The sequence below is a fragment of the Streptomyces phaeoluteigriseus genome, from assembly GCF_001896135.2.
Lineage (GTDB): Bacteria > Actinomycetota > Actinomycetes > Streptomycetales > Streptomycetaceae > Streptomyces > Streptomyces phaeoluteigriseus.
This window is the reverse complement of the sequence record NZ_MPOH02000019.1, coordinates 737,929-757,098: the sequence shown is the minus strand read 5'-3', so window position 1 is coordinate 757,098 and position 19,170 is coordinate 737,929. Positions and strand designations below refer to the sequence as shown.

Genomic DNA, 19,170 nt, shown 5'->3' with positions numbered 1-19,170 from the left:
CCGCCCCCCGGCGCGGCGGATGCCGGTGAGGGTGCCCGGCCATCCCCCCGGCCGGGCACCCCCACCCCTTGCGAATCGGCCACCACTGTCACGAATGAGCCACTCGACTCCCGTTTGCTGTCCCCTTATGAGGGATCGTTTCACCCGTACGGATTAAAAGGGCTCAAGGGGGCAGAAGAGGTCGTTCCGCGGCGCCTACGGTCGCACGGGTGATGAGCAGCAGTTCGGAAACCCCGACCCGCACGACCGGCGCACACCGGGTGCACAGGGAGGCGCGCGACCGCGCTGCGGTGCGCACGCTCGCGCAGCGCCCACCCGCTCCCTACGAGCCCTACCTGGACGGCCTGTTCACCTACTGTCTGTCCGTTCTGTGCGACCACGACACCGCCACAGCGGCCCTCGGCGACGTCCTGGCGCTCGCCGAACGGCGCCGACAACGCCTCCCGGACGCCGCCGGCGACCGCAGGGCCTGGCTCTACGCCCTGGCCCGCTGGGCCTGCCTGCGCAAGCTCGGCGAGGCCAGGCAGAAGCGTCAGGGCACCCACGCGCCGGGCCGGCACAGCGCGCACAGGGCGAGCGGCGCCGAGCCCCTGCCCGACGGCCTCCAGGAGCAGCGGCGGCGCGAACTCGCCCTGCTCGCCTGGCCGGAGGCCGCCGGCACCAGCCCGGAACAGCGCGAGGCGCTCGAACTCGCCGTGCGGCATCACCTCGCCGCCCACGAGGTGGCGGCCGTTCTCGGCATGGAGGTCGCCGCGGCCCGCGAACTGCTCTCCTCCGCCGCCTGCGAGGTGGAACGCACGCGTGCCGCCCTGGCCGTCGTCGAGACCGGCGGCTGCCCCGGCGTGGCCCGCCTCACCGGTGACCACCAGCTCGTGCTCAGTGCCGCGCTCCGTCGCGAACTCGTCCGGCACGTCGACGACTGCCCGCGCTGCCGCCGGGCCGCGGAGCGCGCGGTCCCCGGCCGCTGGCCCGCGCCGGGGTCACACCCGCCGAGCTGCCCGTCCTGGAAGCGCCCCGCACCGCCCTGCACACCGCCCTGGCGCGCCTTCCGCGCGCGCGGGGCGCCGCCGCGCCGCGCTTCGACCGGCGCGGCTTCCCGATGGACCCCAAGGACCGCGCCGCCCGACGGGACCGCCTCCGCGCGCGTGCCGTCACGACGACGGTCGTCGCCACGGTCGTCGCCGCGCCCGTGCTCGCCCTCTGGGCGGCCTACCGGGGCACCCCGACCGCCGACTCCGACGGCCGCTCGCCCACCGCCAGCGAGGCGCAGGGCCCCGACGGCCTCGACGGAGACGGGTCGGGCGGCTACCAGAACGCGGGCAACGCCAGCACCCGGCCCGGCTCCCGGCTCCCCGAGGGCGCCAAGCCCGATGTCTCCGTGCAGGTCATCAGCGTCCCCGGACTCGGCGACAAGGGCGCGGGCCTGCTGTCCGTCACGGCCGGGAACAGCGGCGACACCACCCTGATCACCCTGACCGTGGCCGAGGAAGCGGAAGGGCCGGTCCGCTGGTCGGCGACCACCGGCGCCTCCTGGCTCTACCTGAGCCGCACCACGGGCACCCTCCAGCCCGGCGAATCGATCACTCTCAAGGTGTACGTCGACCATCTGCGCGAGCCCGCCGGACACTGGCACGCGCGCGTGGCGGTCTCCCCGGCCGGTGCCGTCGTCTCCATCGAGGGTTACGGCGTCGCGCCCGCCCCCTCGGACCCCGACCCCGCGCCGAGCGGCCCGCCGCCCTCCCCGGACCCGGAGCCGACCCCCACGGCCTCGCCCTCCACGGACCCCACACCGAGCGATCCGCCGACCTCTTCCGGCCCCGAGCCCACGCCCACCGACCCGTCCCCGTCCCCGTCCGACCCGGGCGGCTCGGCCCCGCCGTCCGACGGCGGCGGCGACCCGATCCCGTCGACGGCGTAGGCCGGACTCGGTCCGTCCGCCCCGTTCCGGGAAGCGAGTCGCCGCCTCCGGGGAGCCGGGCCGAGGGCCTCACACGGTCGGATCGACCGGAACGACGGGATCCGATACGTCCACCCGATCCGCCGGATGCGGTGCCGGCACCGGGCCTGCCGGGTGCGGTGCCGGCGCAGGGTGCGCAGGGTGCGATGCCGGCACCGGGTCCGCCGGATGCGGGGCGAGCAACGGCAACTGCGAGGCGAGCCGCTTCTCGCACAGCTCGACCAGACGGTCGTAGCCGGCCTTGCCCATCAGCTCGATCAGCTCCGGCCGGTAGGAGACGTACACCGGGTCGCCCGCGCCGTGCGCCGAGGTCGCCGACGTGCACCACCAGTGCAGGTCGTGCCCGCCCGGTCCCCAGCCGCGCCGGTCGTACTCGCCGATCGAGATCTGGAGCACGCGTGTGTCGTCGGGCCGGTCGATCCAGTCGTACGTCCGCCGCACCGGCAGCTGCCAGCAGACGTCCGGCTTGGTCTCCAGCGGCTCGCGGCCCTCCTTGAGGGCGAGGATGTGCAGCGAGCAGCCGGCGCCGCCCGCGAAGCCCGGACGGTTCTGGAAGATGCACGAGCCGTTGAACGGACGGGTCTGCCGGGAGCCCTCCTCGTCCTCCGAGATCCAGCCGCCCAGCTCGCCCTCGGCGTGGTGCTGCCAGATGTCGGGCGTGAGCCGCGCCACATGCCCCGCCACGCGCTTCTCGTCGTCCTCGTCGGAGAAGTGCGCGCCGAGCGTGCAGCAGCCGTCGTCCGCGCGGCCCGCCTGGATGCCCTGGCAGCCGCTGCCGAAGATGCAGTTCCAGCGAGAGGTCAGCCAGGTCAGATCGCACCGGAAGATCTGATCGTCGTCCGCCGGATCCGGGAACTCGACCCACGCGCGTGCGAAGTCGAGGCCCTTCTCATCCGCTTCCAGGGCCTTGCGCGACCTCTTCGACGACTTCACCCGCGAAGAATCCGAAGGAACCCTGGTGGATTTGACGGCTTTGTCGACCTTATCGGTCTTGTCGACCTTGTCGGTCTTTTCTTCCTTCGCCTTTTTCGTCTTTGGCACCTGACCAGGGTAAGTCGCCCGCGCGCGGCAACGGGACCGTCTCAGGTTGGGCACCAGGGGCCGAGGCCAGGACTGCTGGCAGTAGCGTTCCCCGCATGAGACTCGGTGTCCTCGACGTGGGATCGAACACGGTGCATCTACTGGTGGTGGATGCGCACCCGGGCGCGTGCCCGCTGTCCGCGCACTCGCACAAGGCGGAACTGCGCCTTGCCGAACTTCTCGACGAGAGCGGGGCGATAGGCCGCGAGGGCGTCGACACGCTGATCAGCGTCGTCCGGGAAGCCCTCCAGGCCGCCGAGGACAAGGGCGTCGAGGACGTGCTGCCGTTCGCGACCTCCGCCGTGCGCGAGGCCAGCAACGCCGACGACGTGCTCGCGCGCGTGCAGGCCGAGACCGGTGTCGAGCTTCAGGTCCTCAGTGGTGCGGAGGAGGCCCGGCTCACCTTCCTCGCCGCCCGCCGCTGGTTCGGCTGGTCGGCCGGCAAGCTGCTCGTCCTGGACATCGGCGGCGGCTCCCTGGAGATCGCGTACGGCATCGACGAGGAGCCCGACGCGGCCGTCTCCCTGCCGCTCGGCGCGGGCCGGCTCACGGCCGGGTGGCTGCCCGGGGACCCGCCCGACGCCGAGCGGATACGAGCGCTGCGGCGGCACGTGCGTGCCGAGATCGCCCGGACCGTCGGGGAGTTCAGCCGCATCGGCTCCCCCGACCACGTCGTCGCCACGTCGAAGACCTTCAAGCAGCTCGCCCGCCTCGCCGGCGCCGCCCGCTCCGCCGACGGCCCCTACGTCCAGCGCCAGCTGAAGAGGGAGTCCCTGGAGGCCTGGGTGCCCCGCCTGGCCGGCATGACCACCGCCCAGCGCGCGGAGCTGCCCGGCGTCTCCGAGGGCCGCGCGGGCCAGCTGCTGGCGGGCGCGCTGGTCGCCGAGGGGGCGATGGACCTGTTCGGGGTGGAGGCCCTGGAGATATGCCCGTGGGCGCTCCGGGAGGGCGTGATCCTGCGAAAGCTCGACCACATGGGGTCGCCGTAGACACGGGCGAGCGTGCTCGTGCGCGAAACCGGCCGCGTGCGTGAGAACCGGCACGCGCGCGTAGGGCGCGGTGCGTGCGCGAGATGGCGTCGCGTGCGTGGGCGGCACGCGCGCGTGGGCAAGCCCGCGCGCGAGCGCGGCAAGACGGGGCATGGCCCCGCATGCAGACCGGACACGGCCTGCCGCGCCGCCCGGACATCACCTCGCGGCGGGCAACCGACATGGCCCGCCGTGAGCGCCACGCGCGTGAGCGCAGGCAACCGAGCGCGGCCTGCCCGGCCCGACCGGGCTCGGTCCGCCCGGCCCGGCCCAGTGGTACGCCCGCCCGAGCCCAATCCGCCCGACCGAGCACAGACACACTCTCCCGCCCCGCCCGTCGCCTGCCCACACACCCACCTCCCCCCACGACCGACCGAAACTCGCCCCCCAACCACCCGTGGCGTACGCCACACCCGCCACCCGTGGCGTGCGCCACAACGGCGAAGAGGCACCCCGCGGCCAGGTCACCGCACCCCGTAACCTGTCCTCCATGGCAGAGCCAGTCGTGCGCATCCCGGATGCGAAGGTCGCCCTGTCGACTGCCTCGGTCTACCCGGAGTCGACGGCGACGGCCTTCGAGATCGCCGCGCGCCTCGGCTACGACGGGGTCGAGGTCATGGTGTGGAACGACCCGGTCAGCCAGGACATCGACTCGCTCCGCAGGCTCAGCGACTACCACCGCGTCCCGATCCTCGCCGTACACGCTCCCTGCCTGCTCATCACGCAGCGCGTGTGGTCGACCGACCCCTGGGTCAAGCTCCAGAGGGCGCGCGCGGCGGCCGAGAAGCTGGGCGCGAGCACCGTCGTCGTCCACCCGCCCTTCCGCTGGCAGCGCCAGTACGCGCGCGACTTCGTCCGGGGGATCTGGCGGATGGCGGACGAGACGGACGTACGGTTCGCCGTCGAGAACATGTACCCCTGGCGCTATCGCGACCGCGAGATGCTCGCGTACGCGCCCGACTGGGATGTGACGAAGGACGACTACCGGCACTTCACGATCGATCTCAGCCATGCCTCGACGGCCCGTACCGACGCGATGCACATGCTCGACCGCATGGGCGACCGGCTCGGCCACGTGCACCTCGCCGACGGCAACGGCTCCGCCAAGGACGAGCACCTCGTCCCCGGCCGCGGCTCGCAGCCCTGCGCCGAGCTGCTGGAGCGGCTCGCGCTGAGCGGTTTCGACGGGCATGTCGTCATCGAGGTCAACACCCGGCGCGCGATGTCCGGCGCCGAACGTGAGGCCGATCTCGCGGAGGCCCTGGCCTTCACGCGCCTGCACCTGGCGTCGGCGGCGAAGGTGCCCCGCCGGTGACCGACACCGGAGCGCGCCGCCGCGGACGCCCCCCGCGCGCGGAGTCCGCCGACACCCGCGACCGCATCCTCGCGGCGGCCCGCGGGGAGTTCTCCGAGCGGGGCTACGAGAAGTCGACCGTGCGGGGCATCGCCAAGGCCGCCGGGGTCGACTCGGCGCTGGTGCACCACTACTTCGGCACGAAGGAGCAGGTCTTCGCCGCAGCCGTCGAGGTCGCCGTGGCGCCCGCGCTCGACGCGCCGGACGCGGTCGCCGACGCGCCGCTGGACCAGGTGGGGGAGCGGCTCACCCGGTTCATGTTCGGCGTCTGGGAGAACCCCACCACGCGGATGCCGCTGCTGGCGGTCGTCCGCTCGGCCGTGAACAACGAGACCGCGGCCGCCGTCTTCCGCCGTCTCGTCGCCGCGCAGTTGCTGCGCCGCATAGCCGCCCAGCTCGACGTGCCGGACGCCGAACTGCGCGCCGAGCTGGCCGCCGCGCAACTGGTCGGTACGGCCATGCTGCGGTACGTGATCAAGGTGGAACCGCTGGCCTCGGTGGACGTGGAGCAGATCATCGCGCGCGTGGCGCCGGTGGTGCAGGGGCACCTCACCGGTCCCTGAACGCGAGAGCCGACGAGGGCTGGCAGGGCTGACGAGGGCTGGCAGGGGCTGACGAGGGCTGACAAGGACTGACGAGGGCCGACGAGGGCCGGACCCCGAGATGCGTATCCCGCATTCCGGACACCTCGTCCCGCCCCCTGGATGACCGGCGTACGCTCATGAACAGCCCTATCTGTCTGAAGGAGCGAGCGACGATGCCCGAGCTGAGGTCCCGCACAGTCACCCACGGACGCAACATGGCGGGCGCACGCGCCCTTATGCGCGCCTCCGGTGTACCCGGTGCGGACATCGGCCGGAAGCCGATCATCGCGGTGGCCAACAGCTTCACCGAGTTCGTGCCCGGCCACACCCACCTGGCGCCGGTCGGCCGGATCGTCAGCGAGGCGATCACCGAGGCCGGCGGCATCCCGCGCGAGTTCAACACGATCGCCGTCGACGACGGCATCGCGATGGGCCACGGCGGCATGCTCTACAGCCTGCCCTCCCGCGACCTGATCGCGGACAGCGTGGAGTACATGGTCGAGGCGCACTGTGCCGACGCCCTGGTCTGCATCTCCAACTGCGACAAGATCACCCCGGGCATGCTCATGGCGGCCCTGCGCCTGAACATCCCGACGGTCTTCGTCTCCGGCGGCCCGATGGAGTCCGGCCGCGCCACCCTCGTCGACGGCACGGTCCGCACGCTCGACCTGGTCGACGCGATCTCCGACGCCGTGAACGACAAGATCTCCGACGAGGACATCCTCCGTATCGAGGAGAACGCCTGTCCGACCTGCGGCAGCTGTTCCGGCATGTTCACCGCCAACTCGATGAACTGCCTGACCGAGGCCATCGGCCTCTCCCTGCCCGGCAACGGCTCGGTCCTGGCCACCCACACCGCGCGCAAGCGGCTCTACGTCGACGCCGCCCGCACGGTCATGGACATCACCCGCCGCTACTACGAGCAGGACGACGAGTCGGTCCTGCCGCGCAACGTCGCCACCCTCGCCGCGTTCGAGAACGCGATGGCGCTGGACATCGCGATGGGCGGCTCGACCAACACGATCCTGCACCTGCTGGCCGCCGCCCAGGAGGCGGAGGTCCCCTTCGGCCTGGACGAGATCAACGCGGTCTCGCGCCGCGTGCCCTGCCTGGCGAAGGTCGCGCCGAACGTCGCCAAGGACCGCACGTACTACATGGAGGACGTGCACCGGGCCGGCGGCATCCCCGCCCTCCTCGGCGAACTGCACCGCGCCGGCCTGCTGAACGAGGACGTTCACTCGGTCCACAGCCCGTCCCTGGCGGACTGGCTGAAGACCTGGGACGTGCGAGCCGGCTCCCCCTCCCCGGAGGCGATCGAGCTGTGGCACGCGGCTCCGGGATGTGTCCGCTCCTCCGAAGCCTTCTCGCAGTCCGAGCGCTGGGAGGCCCTCGACGACGACGCCGAGAACGGCTGCATCCGCTCCGCCGAGCACGCGTACTCCAAGGACGGCGGCCTGGCGGTCCTCAAGGGCAACCTCGCCGTCGACGGCTGCGTGGTGAAGACGGCCGGTGTCGACGAGTCGATCTGGACCTTCGAGGGCCCCGCGGTCGTCTGCGAGTCGCAGGAGGAGGCCGTGGAGAAGATCCTCAACAAGCAGATCACCCACGGCGACGTCGTCGTCATCCGCTACGAGGGTCCCAAGGGCGGCCCCGGCATGCAGGAGATGCTGTACCCGACGTCCTTCCTCAAGGGCCGCGGCCTCGGCAAGACCTGCGCCCTGATCACCGACGGCCGTTTCTCCGGCGGCACCTCGGGCCTGTCCATCGGTCACGCCTCCCCGGAGGCGGCTTCCGGGGGCACCATCGCCCTCGTCGAGGACGGCGACCGCATCCGCATCGACATCCCGAACCGCACGATCGAGTTGCTGGTCGACGAGACGGAACTCGCCCGCCGTGACGAGGCGTTGAACGGGGTGTACGCCCCGTCGAACCGTGAGCGCAAGGTTTCCGCCGCCCTGCGGGCCTACGCCGCCATGGCCACGAGCGCCGACAAGGGCGCGGTGCGGGACGTGTCGAAGCTGGGCTGACGCCGGACCGAACAGCGAAGGGCCGCCTCCGTCAACCGGAGGCGGCCCTCTCGCATGGCGCGAAGCCCACGAACGAGCCCACGAACCCGCCCACGAAGCCACGAAATTCCCGCGCCGGCCTCCCACGCGAGCCCCCGCACGAGCCGCCCCCGCACGAGCCCGGCTCACCAGCCCGAAGGATCCCGCCCGTCCACGGCGAACACCGTCCCGTCGGGAGCCCCGGCGTAGACCCGCCCGTCGGCCGCCTCGGGCGCGGGCAGCGTACTGACCACCTCGTCGGAGTGCGCGCCGAACCGCAGCTCCGTCTGGCCGACGAGCTTCCCCGCCTCCGCGTCGACGGCGAGAAGACGGCCGTCGGGAGCGCTGAAGTACACGTGCGTGCCGTCGACGGTCGGCACCGAGCCCCGGCTCACGGCCGTCTGCAGGGACCACAGCAGTTTCTCCGCGCGCGTGTCGACGGCCACGAGAGCACCGTCGTACGTCATGAGGTAGACCCGGTCCCCGTACACAGCCGCACTCGGCTGCTGGAGCGCGACGGACAGCGCGACCCGCCGCGACACCTTCGTCCCGGGGGAGAACCGGACCACGGCGTCGGCCATGCCGTAGCCGCCGTCCCCGTCCTCGGCCAGCAGTACGACGCTGTCGTCCCCGGCGCCCACGAGCGTCAGCACCTCGTCGAACCGCTCGTCCCACCGCACGTCTCCGGTGGCGGGATCCACCGCGGTGACCCGGGTCCGGCCCTCGCCGGAGGTGCTGGTCGCGTAGACCAGCGAGTCCCCGGGGAACGACACGAAGTACGGATCGCCCACCCCCGGGACCCGTCGGCTCCACGCGGTCCGCCCGGACCCGGCGTCCACCCCGGTCACCGTGCCGTCGGCCGCCGTCAGCAGCAGGGTCCCGCCGGCGTACCGGACACCCTCGTACGCCGACACGTCCCGCTCCCAGCGCACCTTGCCCGACGCCGGGTCGAAGGCCTCGACGCGCTTGCCCGAGTGCGTGAGCACATGCGCCAGCCCGCCCGCGACGACCGGCGCCTCGCGGGGCTTGTCGTCGGGGGACAGGGCGTGCCGCCACAGCTCGCGACCGTCGGACGCGTCGAGCGCGGACACCCACCCCGGCTGGGTGCAGATCAGCCGCCGTGCGTCGTACGTGCACTTGGGCAGACCGTCGGCCCCGGCCGGGCGAGTCGCCCAGGGGGCGAAGGAGTCGGCGGCGGACCGCGACCCGTCCGTACCGCGAGCGGCCCCGCCCGCGTCCTCGCCGAACATCTGGACGCAGGTGAACCCGCCGCCGACGACGAGCAGCAGCGAGCCGAGGGCGAGAGCGACCTGCCGCCGCCTGCCCGCCGCCGCGCCGCCACCCCGGCCGCGCCCGCGTCCTCGCCGTCCGACGGATCCGACGACTCGACGGGATCCGCCGTCCCAGCCGAGCCCGCAGGCTCCGACTCCCGCACGTCACCGGGCGCGCGCTGCGCCGGTATGAACGCGTGCGTGTCGTACGAGGCGGCCACCGTCCGCAGCTCCCGCATCAACTCGTCGGGCGTCGGCCGGTCCTCGGGCTCCTTCGCGAGACAGCGCAGCACCATCGGCGCGAGGCTCTCCGGCAGGCCGGTCAGATCGGGCTCGTCGTGCACGACCTGATACGCGACGACATACGGACTGTCCGAGTCGAACGGCCCCCGCCCGGTCGCCGCGTGCACCAGCACCGACCCCAGCGCGAAGATGTCCGCGGCGGGCCCGACCTCCCGCGGCCGCCGGAACTGCTCCGGCGCCATGAACGGCGGCGTTCCGATCAACTTCCCCGTCTCGGTGCGCAGTTCGCTGTCCTTCGGCCGCGAGATACCGAAGTCGATGACCTTCGGGCCGTCCTCGGCGAGCAGCACGTTGCTGGGCTTCAGATCCCGGTGCACCACCCCGACCCGGTGGATGTCCCGCAGCGCCTCCGCGAGCCCGGCCATCAGCCGCCGCAACTCGCCCGCGCCCATGGGCCCGTTCCGTTTCACATGCTCCGACAGGGTCGGGCCCGGGATGAACAGCGTGGCCATCCAGGGCCGTTCGGCCTCCGGATCGGCGTCGACGACGGGCGCCGTGAAGGCACCGCTGACCCGCCTCGCGGCCGCCACCTCCTGCCGGAACCGCCCCCTGAACTCGGGATCCCGCGCGAATTCGGCGTGTACGACCTTCACCGCGACCTTCATGCCCGAGGTGCTGCGGGCCAGGTGGACCACGCCCATGCCGCCCGAGCCCAGGCAGGACTCCAGGTGGTAGTGACCGGAGTACTCCGGAAGTTCCGCTTCCGCGCCGGCTCCGGTGTTGTGCTGTGGCGCCATGGACCACCCCCGTGCTGTTCGTCCGCGCGCGCGACGCACGGAGCCTAGTCGATGACGCTCACGGGACCGAGGCGACTTGCTAGCCTCCATGTGCGAATCGTGTACATGTGTTTCATGGCTTGATTCGGGGGAATCAACGTGACCCCATGGCAGTCATGGGGTCTTACGGGGGAGGTTTTTCATGTCTGTAGAGCGCCTGGAAGAAGTGAGAGAGACCGAAGAGGCCGGAGTGGCTGCGGCCGGGGACGCCGTCGAGTCGCAGGTCGCGGCGGCAGGACTGACGTACTACCCGATCGCGCCCGGTGTGCGCCTCAACGTGCGCAGCGGACCTGCCACCAGCTACCCGATCGTCAAGGTCCTGCCCGAGGGCACGAGGGTGCCGATCTTCTGCCAGACGCCCGGCACCTCGGTCACCGGCCCGTACGGCACGACGAACGTCTGGGACAACATCGCCGACAGCCAGTTCGTCTCGGACGCGTACGTGCGGACGGGCAGCGACGGTTACATAGCGCCGCGCTGCGACTGACCCACCGGCGCGCACCAAGCACCCGCGCGCACCCACCCGCACGCACCCACCCGGGGACCCCGCCCGGCCCGGAGCCATAATCGTCCCGTGAGCGACGAAAACGGCACCCCGGACACCACGGCGGGTTCCCCGGACCGCGCGGCGGGTTCCTCCGGCCTCCCGGCCGGTTCCCGGGCGGCCGGCACCCCCACCGCCCCCCCGCCCCGAGCCCCTGCGCTTCTTCGGCACCACCTGGGTGGACCACGACCACGGCTACACCCCCCGCCGCATCGGCGTGGCCGTCGGCTCGCTCGCCGCGGCGGTCGCCTCCTGCCTCGTCCTGCGCTTCGCCTACGAGGGCGTGGCCCTCGCCGGCACCGGCGGCCTCGTGACCGTGCTGCTGGTCGTCATGTTCGCGGTCTCCAGCGCCCTGGCATTCCGGCACACCTGGGACGGCTTCACCAGACGCCCCGACCCCGACCGCCAGGCCTCCCTGCGGGGCCTGCTCGCCATCGGCTTCGTCGGCTCCCTCCTCGCCTACTTCTTCCGCTCGCTCACGGAGGCCCCCGGCGAGAAGCTGTACCGCGCGGAGTACGAGGCGGCCCGCACCGAGCACGAACGCCGCACCGCCCGCCGCACCCGCAACCCGTCCAAGAAGCGCCGCCGCTCCTGAAGAAGCCCCCGACCGGGAACCACCGCACCGGCCGGGAACCACCGCACCGGCCGGGAACCACCGCACCGGCCGGGAACCACACCGGCCTGCGAATTACCACACCGACCGGGAACCACACCGGCCCAGAACCACCACACCGACCGGGACGGCGGCCGAGGGCTCCGCACCACCCCGCACTGAGCACGACCCTCTGGTCGCTCCCCGTGCCTCCCGCCACCATGGCCCCATGACCCCTGCCTCCAGCACGTCACGGGCCCTTTCCTTCGACTCCGCCGCGGCCCAGTACGCCGCGAACCGACCCTCCTACCCAGCAGCCCTCTTCGAGGCGATCGAGGACATGGCGGGCCGCCCGCTGGCCGGCGCGCGCGTCGCCGACATAGGCGCCGGCACCGGGATCGGGACCGCCCTCCTGCACGCCCGAGGCGCCCGGGTCGTCGCCGTGGAACCGGGGGAGGGCATGGCGGAGCAGTTCCGCCGGGGTCTGCCCGAGGTGCCGATCGTCCGCGGCGACGGCAACCACCTTCCCCTCGCCACCGCCTCCCTCGACTTCCTCACCTACGCCCAGTCCTGGCACTGGACCGACCCGGACCGTGCGATCCCGGAAACCCTGCGCGTCCTGCGTCCCGGCGGCGCCCTCGCGCTCTGGTGGAACGCCGGCGCGCTCGACGTCCCGTGGATCGACGCGCAGACAGCCCGCGTCGAGCGTCACTTCGGCCTCGACCGGGCTGTGGGCGGGAACGGCGACGGCACGCACGAGGCCCTCGCCACCTCCGCCGGCCGCCTCGACTTCGACCGCCGCCACGTCCGCTGGAGCCGCCGGGTCCCCGTCGACACGCACCTGGCGAACATCAGCAGCCACTCGCTGTTCCTGGTGCACGGGGAGGAGAGCACCGCCGCCTTCCTCGACGCGGAACGCCGACACCTCCTCGCCGCCTTCCCCGACGGCACCGTCGAGGAGACCTACGACGTCGGGTTGCTGCTCGCGATCCGTCCCTGATCCCGCGATCGCCTCCGCTCCCGTGCGGCGGCCCACCCCTCTATGGCCGCCGCACACGCGTGGTCCACGTGCCGCAGTCCGCCCAGCTCCAGCCGTATCTCCCGGTCCCGATGCTGGACGTCCAGGGTGTGCAGGGCGTCCAGCAGTCTGGGCAGCCGCAGGAACGTGGCATGTCCCAGCACCCGTACGACGATCCCGGCGGCACCCCGGTCCTCGGTCTCCAGGTGCACATGGCTGACCTCCCAGGCAGTCTTCGCCACGGCCAGCGCCAGCCCGACCAACACCCCCTCGAACAGATTCCCCACGACGACCGCGACCGCCGTCACCACCAGAACGACCACCTCACCCCGATGCCCGCGCCACAACGCCCGCACCTCCCGCACCGGAACGAGCCCGCAGCCGACGTACAGGAGGAGAGCGGCCACCGCAGCGACCGGGATCATCCCCACCACCCCCACCACCCCGAACGCGCCGACCGCCACCACCAGCACCCCCACCCGATGCGGCATCCGCGTGAACGACGACTCCGCCCACATGATCAGCACGAGGGCCACGACGGCCCCGGTGACCCCCACTTCCGCCAGCCGTCCGAACTCCGCCGCGCCCGGCAGCCGTACGGCATCCCCCAGCCCTCCGACCTCGACCCGCCGCACCTCCAGGCCGAGCGCCCAGGTCACGGCCACCGCCGACGCCAGTGCGACCAACGGCGCCGGAACCAGCCGCGCACCCCGCCGCCACCGCCCCCACAGCAGCGACACGACCAGGGTGGCACCCCCCACTGACAACGCCACCGGATCCCCTCGCCAGGCCGGTCCCACCAGCCCGGCGACCTTCCCGAGCCCGCCCGCCGGTACGGCCGTGTCCCCGAGGGCGTACACCTGCCCGGTGGCCAGGACGACCCCGATCCCGGCGAACATCCCCTGGACGACGGCCACCGGCACGGCCAGGAACCACCGCCCCAGCCGCGCCAGCGAGGCGACCAGCCCACCGGCCGCGCCGGTGACCAGCCCCAGCTCGGCAGGCACTCCCGAGGTCAGCGCCACGCCCACGCACACGGGCAGCGCGACGAGGAAGACGACCAGGGAAGCGAGCAGTTCGGTCCTGCGGACACCACGGCGCATGACGACGGCACCTCCGGCCGGAAAGGGGAGATGCGGGGCGCCGCGTCGGGAGAACGCGGCGAATTCAATTCCATTCTCATAAAGCCGAGTTCACCGCGCACCGGAAACGACCGAGCACCACACGAACGTGCAAGCGCGCGAACCGAACCGCGTCATCCCACACGCGCCGCCTCACTCCCAGCGCGCTGCCGAGCGCCCCCACCCACACCGCGCGCCCCCACCCACACCGCGCGCCCCAACGCGCACCGCCCGCCCAACCCCTGCTTGACGGCTCCAGCTCCCGGAGAGATTATTCATCGCATGATGAATTACAGCGATCGAACCCCAGGGCCCCCCGACGACACAGGACCCCGCACCCCCACCTCCACCGCCCCCACCACCCCCCTCAACCTCTCCCGCACCACCGCGACCGCCGCCCGCGTCCTGCGCCAGCTCCGCCACGACCCGCGCTCGATCGCCCTGATGATCCTCATCCCGTGCGTGATGCTGTTCCTGCTCCGCTACGTGTTCGACGGCAGCCCGCGCACCTTCGACAGCATCGGCGCGTCCCTGCTCGGGATCTTCCCCCTGATCACGATGTTCCTGGTCACGTCCATCGCCACCCTGCGCGAACGCACCTCCGGCACCCTCGAACGCCTCCTCGCCCTCCCCCTGGGCAAGGGCGACCTGATCGCCGGCTACGCCCTTGCCTTCGGTGCCCTCGCGATCGTCCAGTCCGCCCTCGCCACCGGCCTGGCCCTCTGGTTCCTCGACCTGGACGTGATGGGCAGCCCCTGGCTCCTCCTTCTGGTGGCCCTGCTCGACGCCCTCCTCGGCACAGCACTCGGCCTCTTCGTCTCGGCCTTCGCGGCCTCCGAGTTCCAGGCCGTCCAGTTCATGCCGGCGGTGATCTTCCCCCAACTCCTGCTCTGCGGCCTCTTCACGCCCCGCGACACCATGCACCCCGCCCTGGAGGCCGTCTCGAACGTCCTCCCCATGTCCTACGCGGTCGACGGCATGAACGAGGTCCTCACCCACACGGACATGACAGCCGAATTCATCCGTGACGCCCTGATCGTGGCGGGCTGCGCCCTACTGGTCCTGACCCTGGGAGCGGCAACCCTGCGCCGCAGGACGACATGACCGACTCCTTCAGCCCGCCCGGCGTTCGAGGACGAGGCGCGCAGCGCCGACAGTGAGTCCGTGGCGTAGCCCCGGGGACGGGAACGGGCAGGGGCGGCATGGGCGACCCGCGCCGCCCACCCACCGGACAGCCCCCACCCCGCACCAGCCCCGATGCGAGGATGACCCCGGACGACGCAACCCCCCGGAGGACCCCCGCCATGTCCCAGACAGTCGCAGTCCTAGGCACCGGCAAGATCGGCGAAGCCCTTCTCAGCGGAATGCTCCGAGGCGGCTGGCCCCCCGCCGACCTCCTCGTCACCGCCCGCCGCGCGGACCGCGCCGAAGAACTGCGCGCCCGCTACGGCGTCACCCCGGTCACCAACGCCGAAGCGGCCAAGACCGCAGACACCCTGATCCTCACGGTGAAGCCGCAGGACATGGGCGCCCTCCTCGACGAGCTGGCCCCGCACGTCCCCGCCGACCGGCTGGTCATCAGCGGAGCCGCCGGCATCACGACCGCCTCCATCGAGGAGCGCCTCACCGCCGGGGTCCCCGTCGTCCGCGTCATGACGAACACGCCCGCCCTCGTCGACGAGGCCATGTCCGTCATCTCCGCCGGCAGCCACGCCACCGCCGACCACCTCGCACACGCCGAGGAGATCTTCGGCTCCGTCGGCAAGACGCTCCGCGTCCCCGAGTCGCAGCAGGACGCCTGCACGGCCCTCTCCGGCTCCGGGCCGGCGTACTTCTTCTACCTGGTCGAAGCGATGACGGACGCCGGCATCCTGCTCGGCCTGCCCCGCGACAAGGCCCACGACCTCATCGTCCAGTCCGCGATCGGCGCCGCGACGATGCTCCGTGACAGCGGCGAGCACCCGGTCAAGCTCCGTGAGAACGTCACTTCCCCGGCCGGCACCACCATCAGCGCCATCCGCGAACTCGAGGACCACGGCGTACGAGCCGCCCTCATCGCCGCCCTGGAAGCCGCCCGCGACCGCAGCCGTGAGCTGGCCGCCGGCACCAAGGACTGACAGCACATCAAGGACTGACAGCAGCGGCCCCGCCCGCCCCACCGCCCACCCGGGGGCGGTCACATCGCCGCGTCCGCCACCTCCGCTGTGGTGACGACCCGCGCGAAGCCGCCCCCGTGCAGCGACACCGCCGACGCCTGCCCCACCTCGTCCGCACTCCGCCGCCAGCCGAACGGCCCTTCCAGATCGAACGTGTACGTGGCGTCGTACGCGACCACGACGTCGTACCCCAGATTCCCGCCCATCCGCGCGGTCGTCTCCACACACATGTTGGTCTGGATCCCGGCCAGCACGATCTGTCCGACGCCCTCCGCCTTCAGCCAGGCGTCCAGATCCGGCGACCCGTAGAAGGCGGAGTTCACCGTCTTCGTGAGGAACAGCTCGGCCCCGGCACCCTTCCCCCTCCTCTCCTCCACGTACGCCTTGAAGCCGTTCCCCTCATGCCCCACCCGCAGCGGCGACCCCGGCTCGACCGAGTCGTGCCGCACGAACACGACCGGCCGTCCCGTGGCCTGCCATACGTCGATGAGCGAGGCGATGTTGTCGTCGGCACCGGGGTTGTTCCGACGCCCCCAGTAGCCGGCCTCGTCGAAGCCCTTCTGTACGTCCACGACCACCAGTGCTGCGTTCTCAGCGATGTCCATGTCCTCGATCCTGCCGCCGGGACCCCGCCCGTCCCAGAAGCCGGAAAGCCAGCGATCGATGGTTTACTGCCATGCATGGAGCAGGCGAACGCACGCAGGGAACGGACGAGCGACTACCGCGTGGCACTCGTCGCCTTCCCCGGTATCCGCGCCTTCGACGTCTCCGTCATCACCGAGGTCTGGGGCACCGACCGCACCGACCGCGACGCCCCCGCCTTCGACCTGCGCCGCGTCGCCACCGACACCACCACGCCCGTCCCCATGCGCGGCGGACTCAGCCTTCTCCCCGACCGCACCCTCTCCTGGCTGTCCGGCGCCGACCTGATCCTGGTCCCCGGCCTCGACGACCACCTCACCCCCGCACCACCACCCGTCCTCGACGCCCTCCGCAGCGCCCACGCCCGCGGCACCACCATCGCCGCCCTCTGCGGCGGAGCCTTCACGCTCGCCCAGGCCGGTCTCCTCGACGGCCGCCGCGCGATCACCCACTGGAACCTGACCGACCTCCTGCGCACCCACCACCCCCGGGTCACCGTCGTCCCCGACGCCCTCTTCATCGAGGACGACAACATCTGGACCGCCGCGGGAACGGCGGCCGGCATCGACCTCTGCCTCCACCTGGTCCGCCACTCCCACGGCGCGGAAGCGGCCGCCACCATCGCCCGCTCGATGCACCGCCCCCCTTCCGCACCGGCACCCAGGCCCAGTTCATCGAACACGCCACCCCGCACACCGACCGCGACGCCGACACGCTCGCCGCCGTACGCGAACACGCGCTCCGCCACCTGCACGAACCGCTCACGGTCGCCGACCTGGCGGCCCGCGCGGGCATGGCCCCGCGCACCTTCGCCCGCCACTTCACGGCAGCCACCGGCTCCACGCCGCTCCGCTGGCTCCTCGACCAGCGCCTCGCCGCAGCCCAGAAACTCCTCGAACGCACCGACCTCCCCATGCCCGAGGTCGCCCGCCGCGCGGGCTTCGGCAGCGAGGTCACGATGCGCCAGCACTTCGCATCGCGCCTCGCCACCAGCCCACGCGCCTACCGGGCTGCGTTCAGCGCCGGTTCCGCCACCGCGGGCAGCAGCCCGATCGCCCGGTAGGCGGCATCCACGACCGGCCGGGCCATGGCCCGCGCTCTCTCCGCACCATCCCTCAGCACCCCCTCCACGAACCCGGGGTCAGCGCACAACTCCTTGTGCCTGGCCTGCACGGGCCCGAGGATCTCCACCACAGCCTCCGCGGTGTCCTTCTTCAAAGCGCCGTACGACTCGTATACGTCTGCCAGTGCCTCCGGGTTCCCGCCCGTACAGGCAGCGAGGATCTCCAGCAGATTCGCGACCCCGGGCCGCTTGACCCGGTCGTACTCGACCTCCCGCCCGCTGTCGGTCACGGCCCGCATGACCTTCCTGCGCACGACGTCCGGCTCGTCCAGCAGGTAGACGATGCCGGGACCGGAGTCATCGCTCTTGCCCATCTTCGACATCGGCTCCTGCAGATTCATGACCCGGGCCCCCACCGTCGGATGCGTGGCCCGCGGCACCACGAACGCCTGCCCGTACCGCTGGTTGAACCGCAGCGCCAGATCCCGGGTCAACTCCACATGCTGGACCTGATCGTCCCCGACCGGCACCTCGTCCGTCCCGTACGCCAGGATGTCCGCCGCCATCAGCACCGGATAGGTCAGCAGCGACAACCGCACGCTCCCACCCCGCTCACGCTCCCGCGCGGCCTTCTCCCTGTACTGGATCATCCGTCGCATCTCGCCGTCGGTGGCCACACACTCCAGCACGTACGACAACCGCGCATGCTCGTCGACATGGCTCTGCACGAAGAGGGTGCACAGCCGCGGATCCAGCCCGGCCGCCAGCAGCAGCGTGGCGGCCTGCCTGCTCAGCCGACGCACCCGCGCGGGGTCGTGATCGACGGTGAGCGCGTGCAGATCGACGACACAGAACAACGCGTCAGCCCGATGCTGGTCGACCGCGGCCCACTGCCGCATGGCCCCCAGGTAGTTCCCCAGCGTCAGATGCCCGCTCGGCTTGACCCCGCTGAAGACCCGCTTCATCTCTCCACCTCCTGGTCGAGGCCGCCGCCCGGCCGGCCGACCCCCCGGAGGGAGAAACACGAACGGCCGCCGGGGCGGCGGCCGTTGAGTGCATACGTCAGTCCGGCCGCCGTCAGGCGGCCCACCACAGCTGGGTGCTGCACGTACGCGTGGTCATGAGAGGCAGCGTACGCCTCCGGGATGGCTCCAGGGCATGGGTTGACACACCCAGGGTGGCTACGTAGTGTTCTCCGAGTTGTCCGACGTGAGCGCCGACCCCGGTCGGTCCCCGGACAGCCATTCCGCAGGTACCAACCACACCTCGACGAACAGTCGATTCGTCTGTCGTCGTGTCATTGGCGTGTGTATTCGCGAAATGAGGAATCCGCGTTCGAAAGGACGCAGCCCCGATTGGCTTCGGGGCCGGGGAATCCGCTAAAGTCTCACTCGTCGGAACGGCCCAACAGCCGGGAAGGCAACCCCCCTCTGACGGGGAATCAGCGCCGAAAGGATCTGATAGAGTCGGAACCGCCGGAAAGGGAAACCGCGAAAGAAAAGCGGGAACCTGGAAAGCGCCGAGGAAATCGGATCGGGAAACGGTCTGATAGAGTCGGAAACGCAAGACCGAAGGGAAGCGCCCGGAGGAAAGCCTGAGAGAGTCTCTCGGGTGAGTACAAAGGAAGCGTCCGTTC

12 protein-coding genes and 4 pseudogenes are annotated in these 19,170 nt (G+C 71.9%); 11 read left to right on the top strand and 5 right to left on the bottom strand.

Annotated features, from left to right (window positions below; translation table 11 throughout):
* Window positions 1–212 precede the first annotated feature (212 nt).
* A pseudogene (locus tag BM536_RS33095) lies at window positions 213–1,918 on the top strand (BACON domain-containing protein).
* A 195-nt stretch (window positions 1,919–2,113) separates the two neighbouring features.
* Here BM536_RS33095 and BM536_RS33090 read toward each other — a convergent pair.
* Window positions 2,114–2,998 (bottom strand): annotated as a pseudogene (locus tag BM536_RS33090) (DUF3109 family protein); the annotation flags it as partial.
* A gap of 95 nt (window positions 2,999–3,093) precedes the next feature.
* Between BM536_RS33090 and BM536_RS33085 the strand changes: the two are divergent.
* The 4 genes from BM536_RS33085 (at window position 3,094) to ilvD (ending at window position 8,030) form a co-directional block, all read left to right on the top strand.
* Window positions 3,094–4,026 carry a Ppx/GppA family phosphatase gene (locus BM536_RS33085; RefSeq protein WP_073498438.1) on the top strand — a complete coding sequence of 311 codons (933 nt, stop codon included), beginning with the start codon at window positions 3,094–3,096 and terminating at the stop codon, window positions 4,024–4,026.
* Window positions 4,027–4,555: 529 nt separating this feature from the next.
* On the top strand, window positions 4,556–5,380 hold the full coding sequence (locus tag BM536_RS33080; RefSeq protein WP_073498440.1) for a sugar phosphate isomerase/epimerase family protein: 825 nt from the start codon (window positions 4,556–4,558) through the stop codon (window positions 5,378–5,380).
* The gene (locus BM536_RS33075) at window positions 5,377–5,982 is read left to right on the top strand and encodes a TetR/AcrR family transcriptional regulator (protein ID WP_073498437.1); all 606 of its coding nucleotides are present in this window, start codon (window positions 5,377–5,379) and stop codon (window positions 5,980–5,982) included. Before BM536_RS33080 ends, BM536_RS33075 begins: the two co-directional genes overlap by 4 nt.
* A gap of 194 nt (window positions 5,983–6,176) precedes the next feature.
* Window positions 6,177–8,030, top strand: a complete 1,854-nt coding sequence (ilvD, locus tag BM536_RS33070) for a dihydroxy-acid dehydratase (protein WP_073498435.1) — start codon at window positions 6,177–6,179, stop codon at window positions 8,028–8,030.
* A 164-nt stretch (window positions 8,031–8,194) separates the two neighbouring features.
* On the opposite strand, the pseudogene BM536_RS33065 reads toward ilvD, so the two are convergent.
* Window positions 8,195–10,359: pseudogene (locus tag BM536_RS33065) on the bottom strand (serine/threonine-protein kinase).
* A gap of 181 nt (window positions 10,360–10,540) precedes the next feature.
* On the opposite strand from BM536_RS33065, the gene BM536_RS33060 reads away from it, so the two are divergent.
* The 3 genes from BM536_RS33060 (at window position 10,541) to BM536_RS33050 (ending at window position 12,534) form a co-directional block, all read left to right on the top strand.
* Window positions 10,541–10,885 (top strand): SH3 domain-containing protein, encoded by a 345-nt coding sequence (locus tag BM536_RS33060; protein WP_073498433.1) that lies wholly within the window; start codon window positions 10,541–10,543, stop codon window positions 10,883–10,885.
* A 211-nt stretch (window positions 10,886–11,096) separates the two neighbouring features.
* Window positions 11,097–11,537, top strand: coding sequence for a hypothetical protein (locus tag BM536_RS33055; protein WP_094103833.1), 441 nt, complete (start codon window positions 11,097–11,099; stop codon window positions 11,535–11,537).
* A 226-nt stretch (window positions 11,538–11,763) separates the two neighbouring features.
* Complete coding sequence (locus BM536_RS33050; protein ID WP_073498431.1) at window positions 11,764–12,534, top strand: class I SAM-dependent methyltransferase; 771 nt, start codon at window positions 11,764–11,766, stop codon at window positions 12,532–12,534.
* Here BM536_RS33050 and BM536_RS33045 read toward each other — a convergent pair.
* Window positions 12,498–13,655 (bottom strand): SulP family inorganic anion transporter, encoded by a 1,158-nt coding sequence (locus BM536_RS33045; protein ID WP_073498429.1) that lies wholly within the window; start codon window positions 13,653–13,655, stop codon window positions 12,498–12,500. The two genes, BM536_RS33050 and BM536_RS33045, sit on opposite strands and share 37 nt — an antisense overlap.
* 303 nt (window positions 13,656–13,958) lie before the next feature.
* Here BM536_RS33045 and BM536_RS33040 point away from each other — a divergent pair, with 303 nt between their 5' ends.
* Window positions 13,959–14,777 (top strand): ABC transporter permease, encoded by an 819-nt coding sequence (locus tag BM536_RS33040; protein ID WP_094103923.1) that lies wholly within the window; start codon window positions 13,959–13,961, stop codon window positions 14,775–14,777.
* Between the two features lie 200 nt (window positions 14,778–14,977).
* A complete protein-coding gene (gene proC / locus BM536_RS33035; protein ID WP_094103832.1) occupies window positions 14,978–15,790 on the top strand; it encodes a pyrroline-5-carboxylate reductase in 813 nt (270 codons plus the stop codon).
* Window positions 15,791–15,849: 59 nt separating this feature from the next.
* Here proC and BM536_RS33030 read toward each other — a convergent pair whose 3' ends face one another.
* Complete coding sequence (locus BM536_RS33030) at window positions 15,850–16,434, bottom strand: cysteine hydrolase family protein (RefSeq protein ID WP_073500075.1); 585 nt, start codon at window positions 16,432–16,434, stop codon at window positions 15,850–15,852.
* Between the two features lie 75 nt (window positions 16,435–16,509).
* Between BM536_RS33030 and BM536_RS33025 the strand changes: the two are divergent.
* A pseudogene (locus BM536_RS33025) lies at window positions 16,510–17,534 on the top strand (GlxA family transcriptional regulator).
* Here BM536_RS33025 and trpS read toward each other — a convergent pair.
* Window positions 17,474–18,499 carry a tryptophan--tRNA ligase gene (trpS, locus tag BM536_RS33020; protein ID WP_073500190.1) on the bottom strand — a complete coding sequence of 342 codons (1,026 nt, stop codon included), beginning with the start codon at window positions 18,497–18,499 and terminating at the stop codon, window positions 17,474–17,476. The pseudogene BM536_RS33025 and the gene trpS overlap by 61 nt on opposite strands.
* Window positions 18,500–19,170 lie beyond the last annotated feature (671 nt).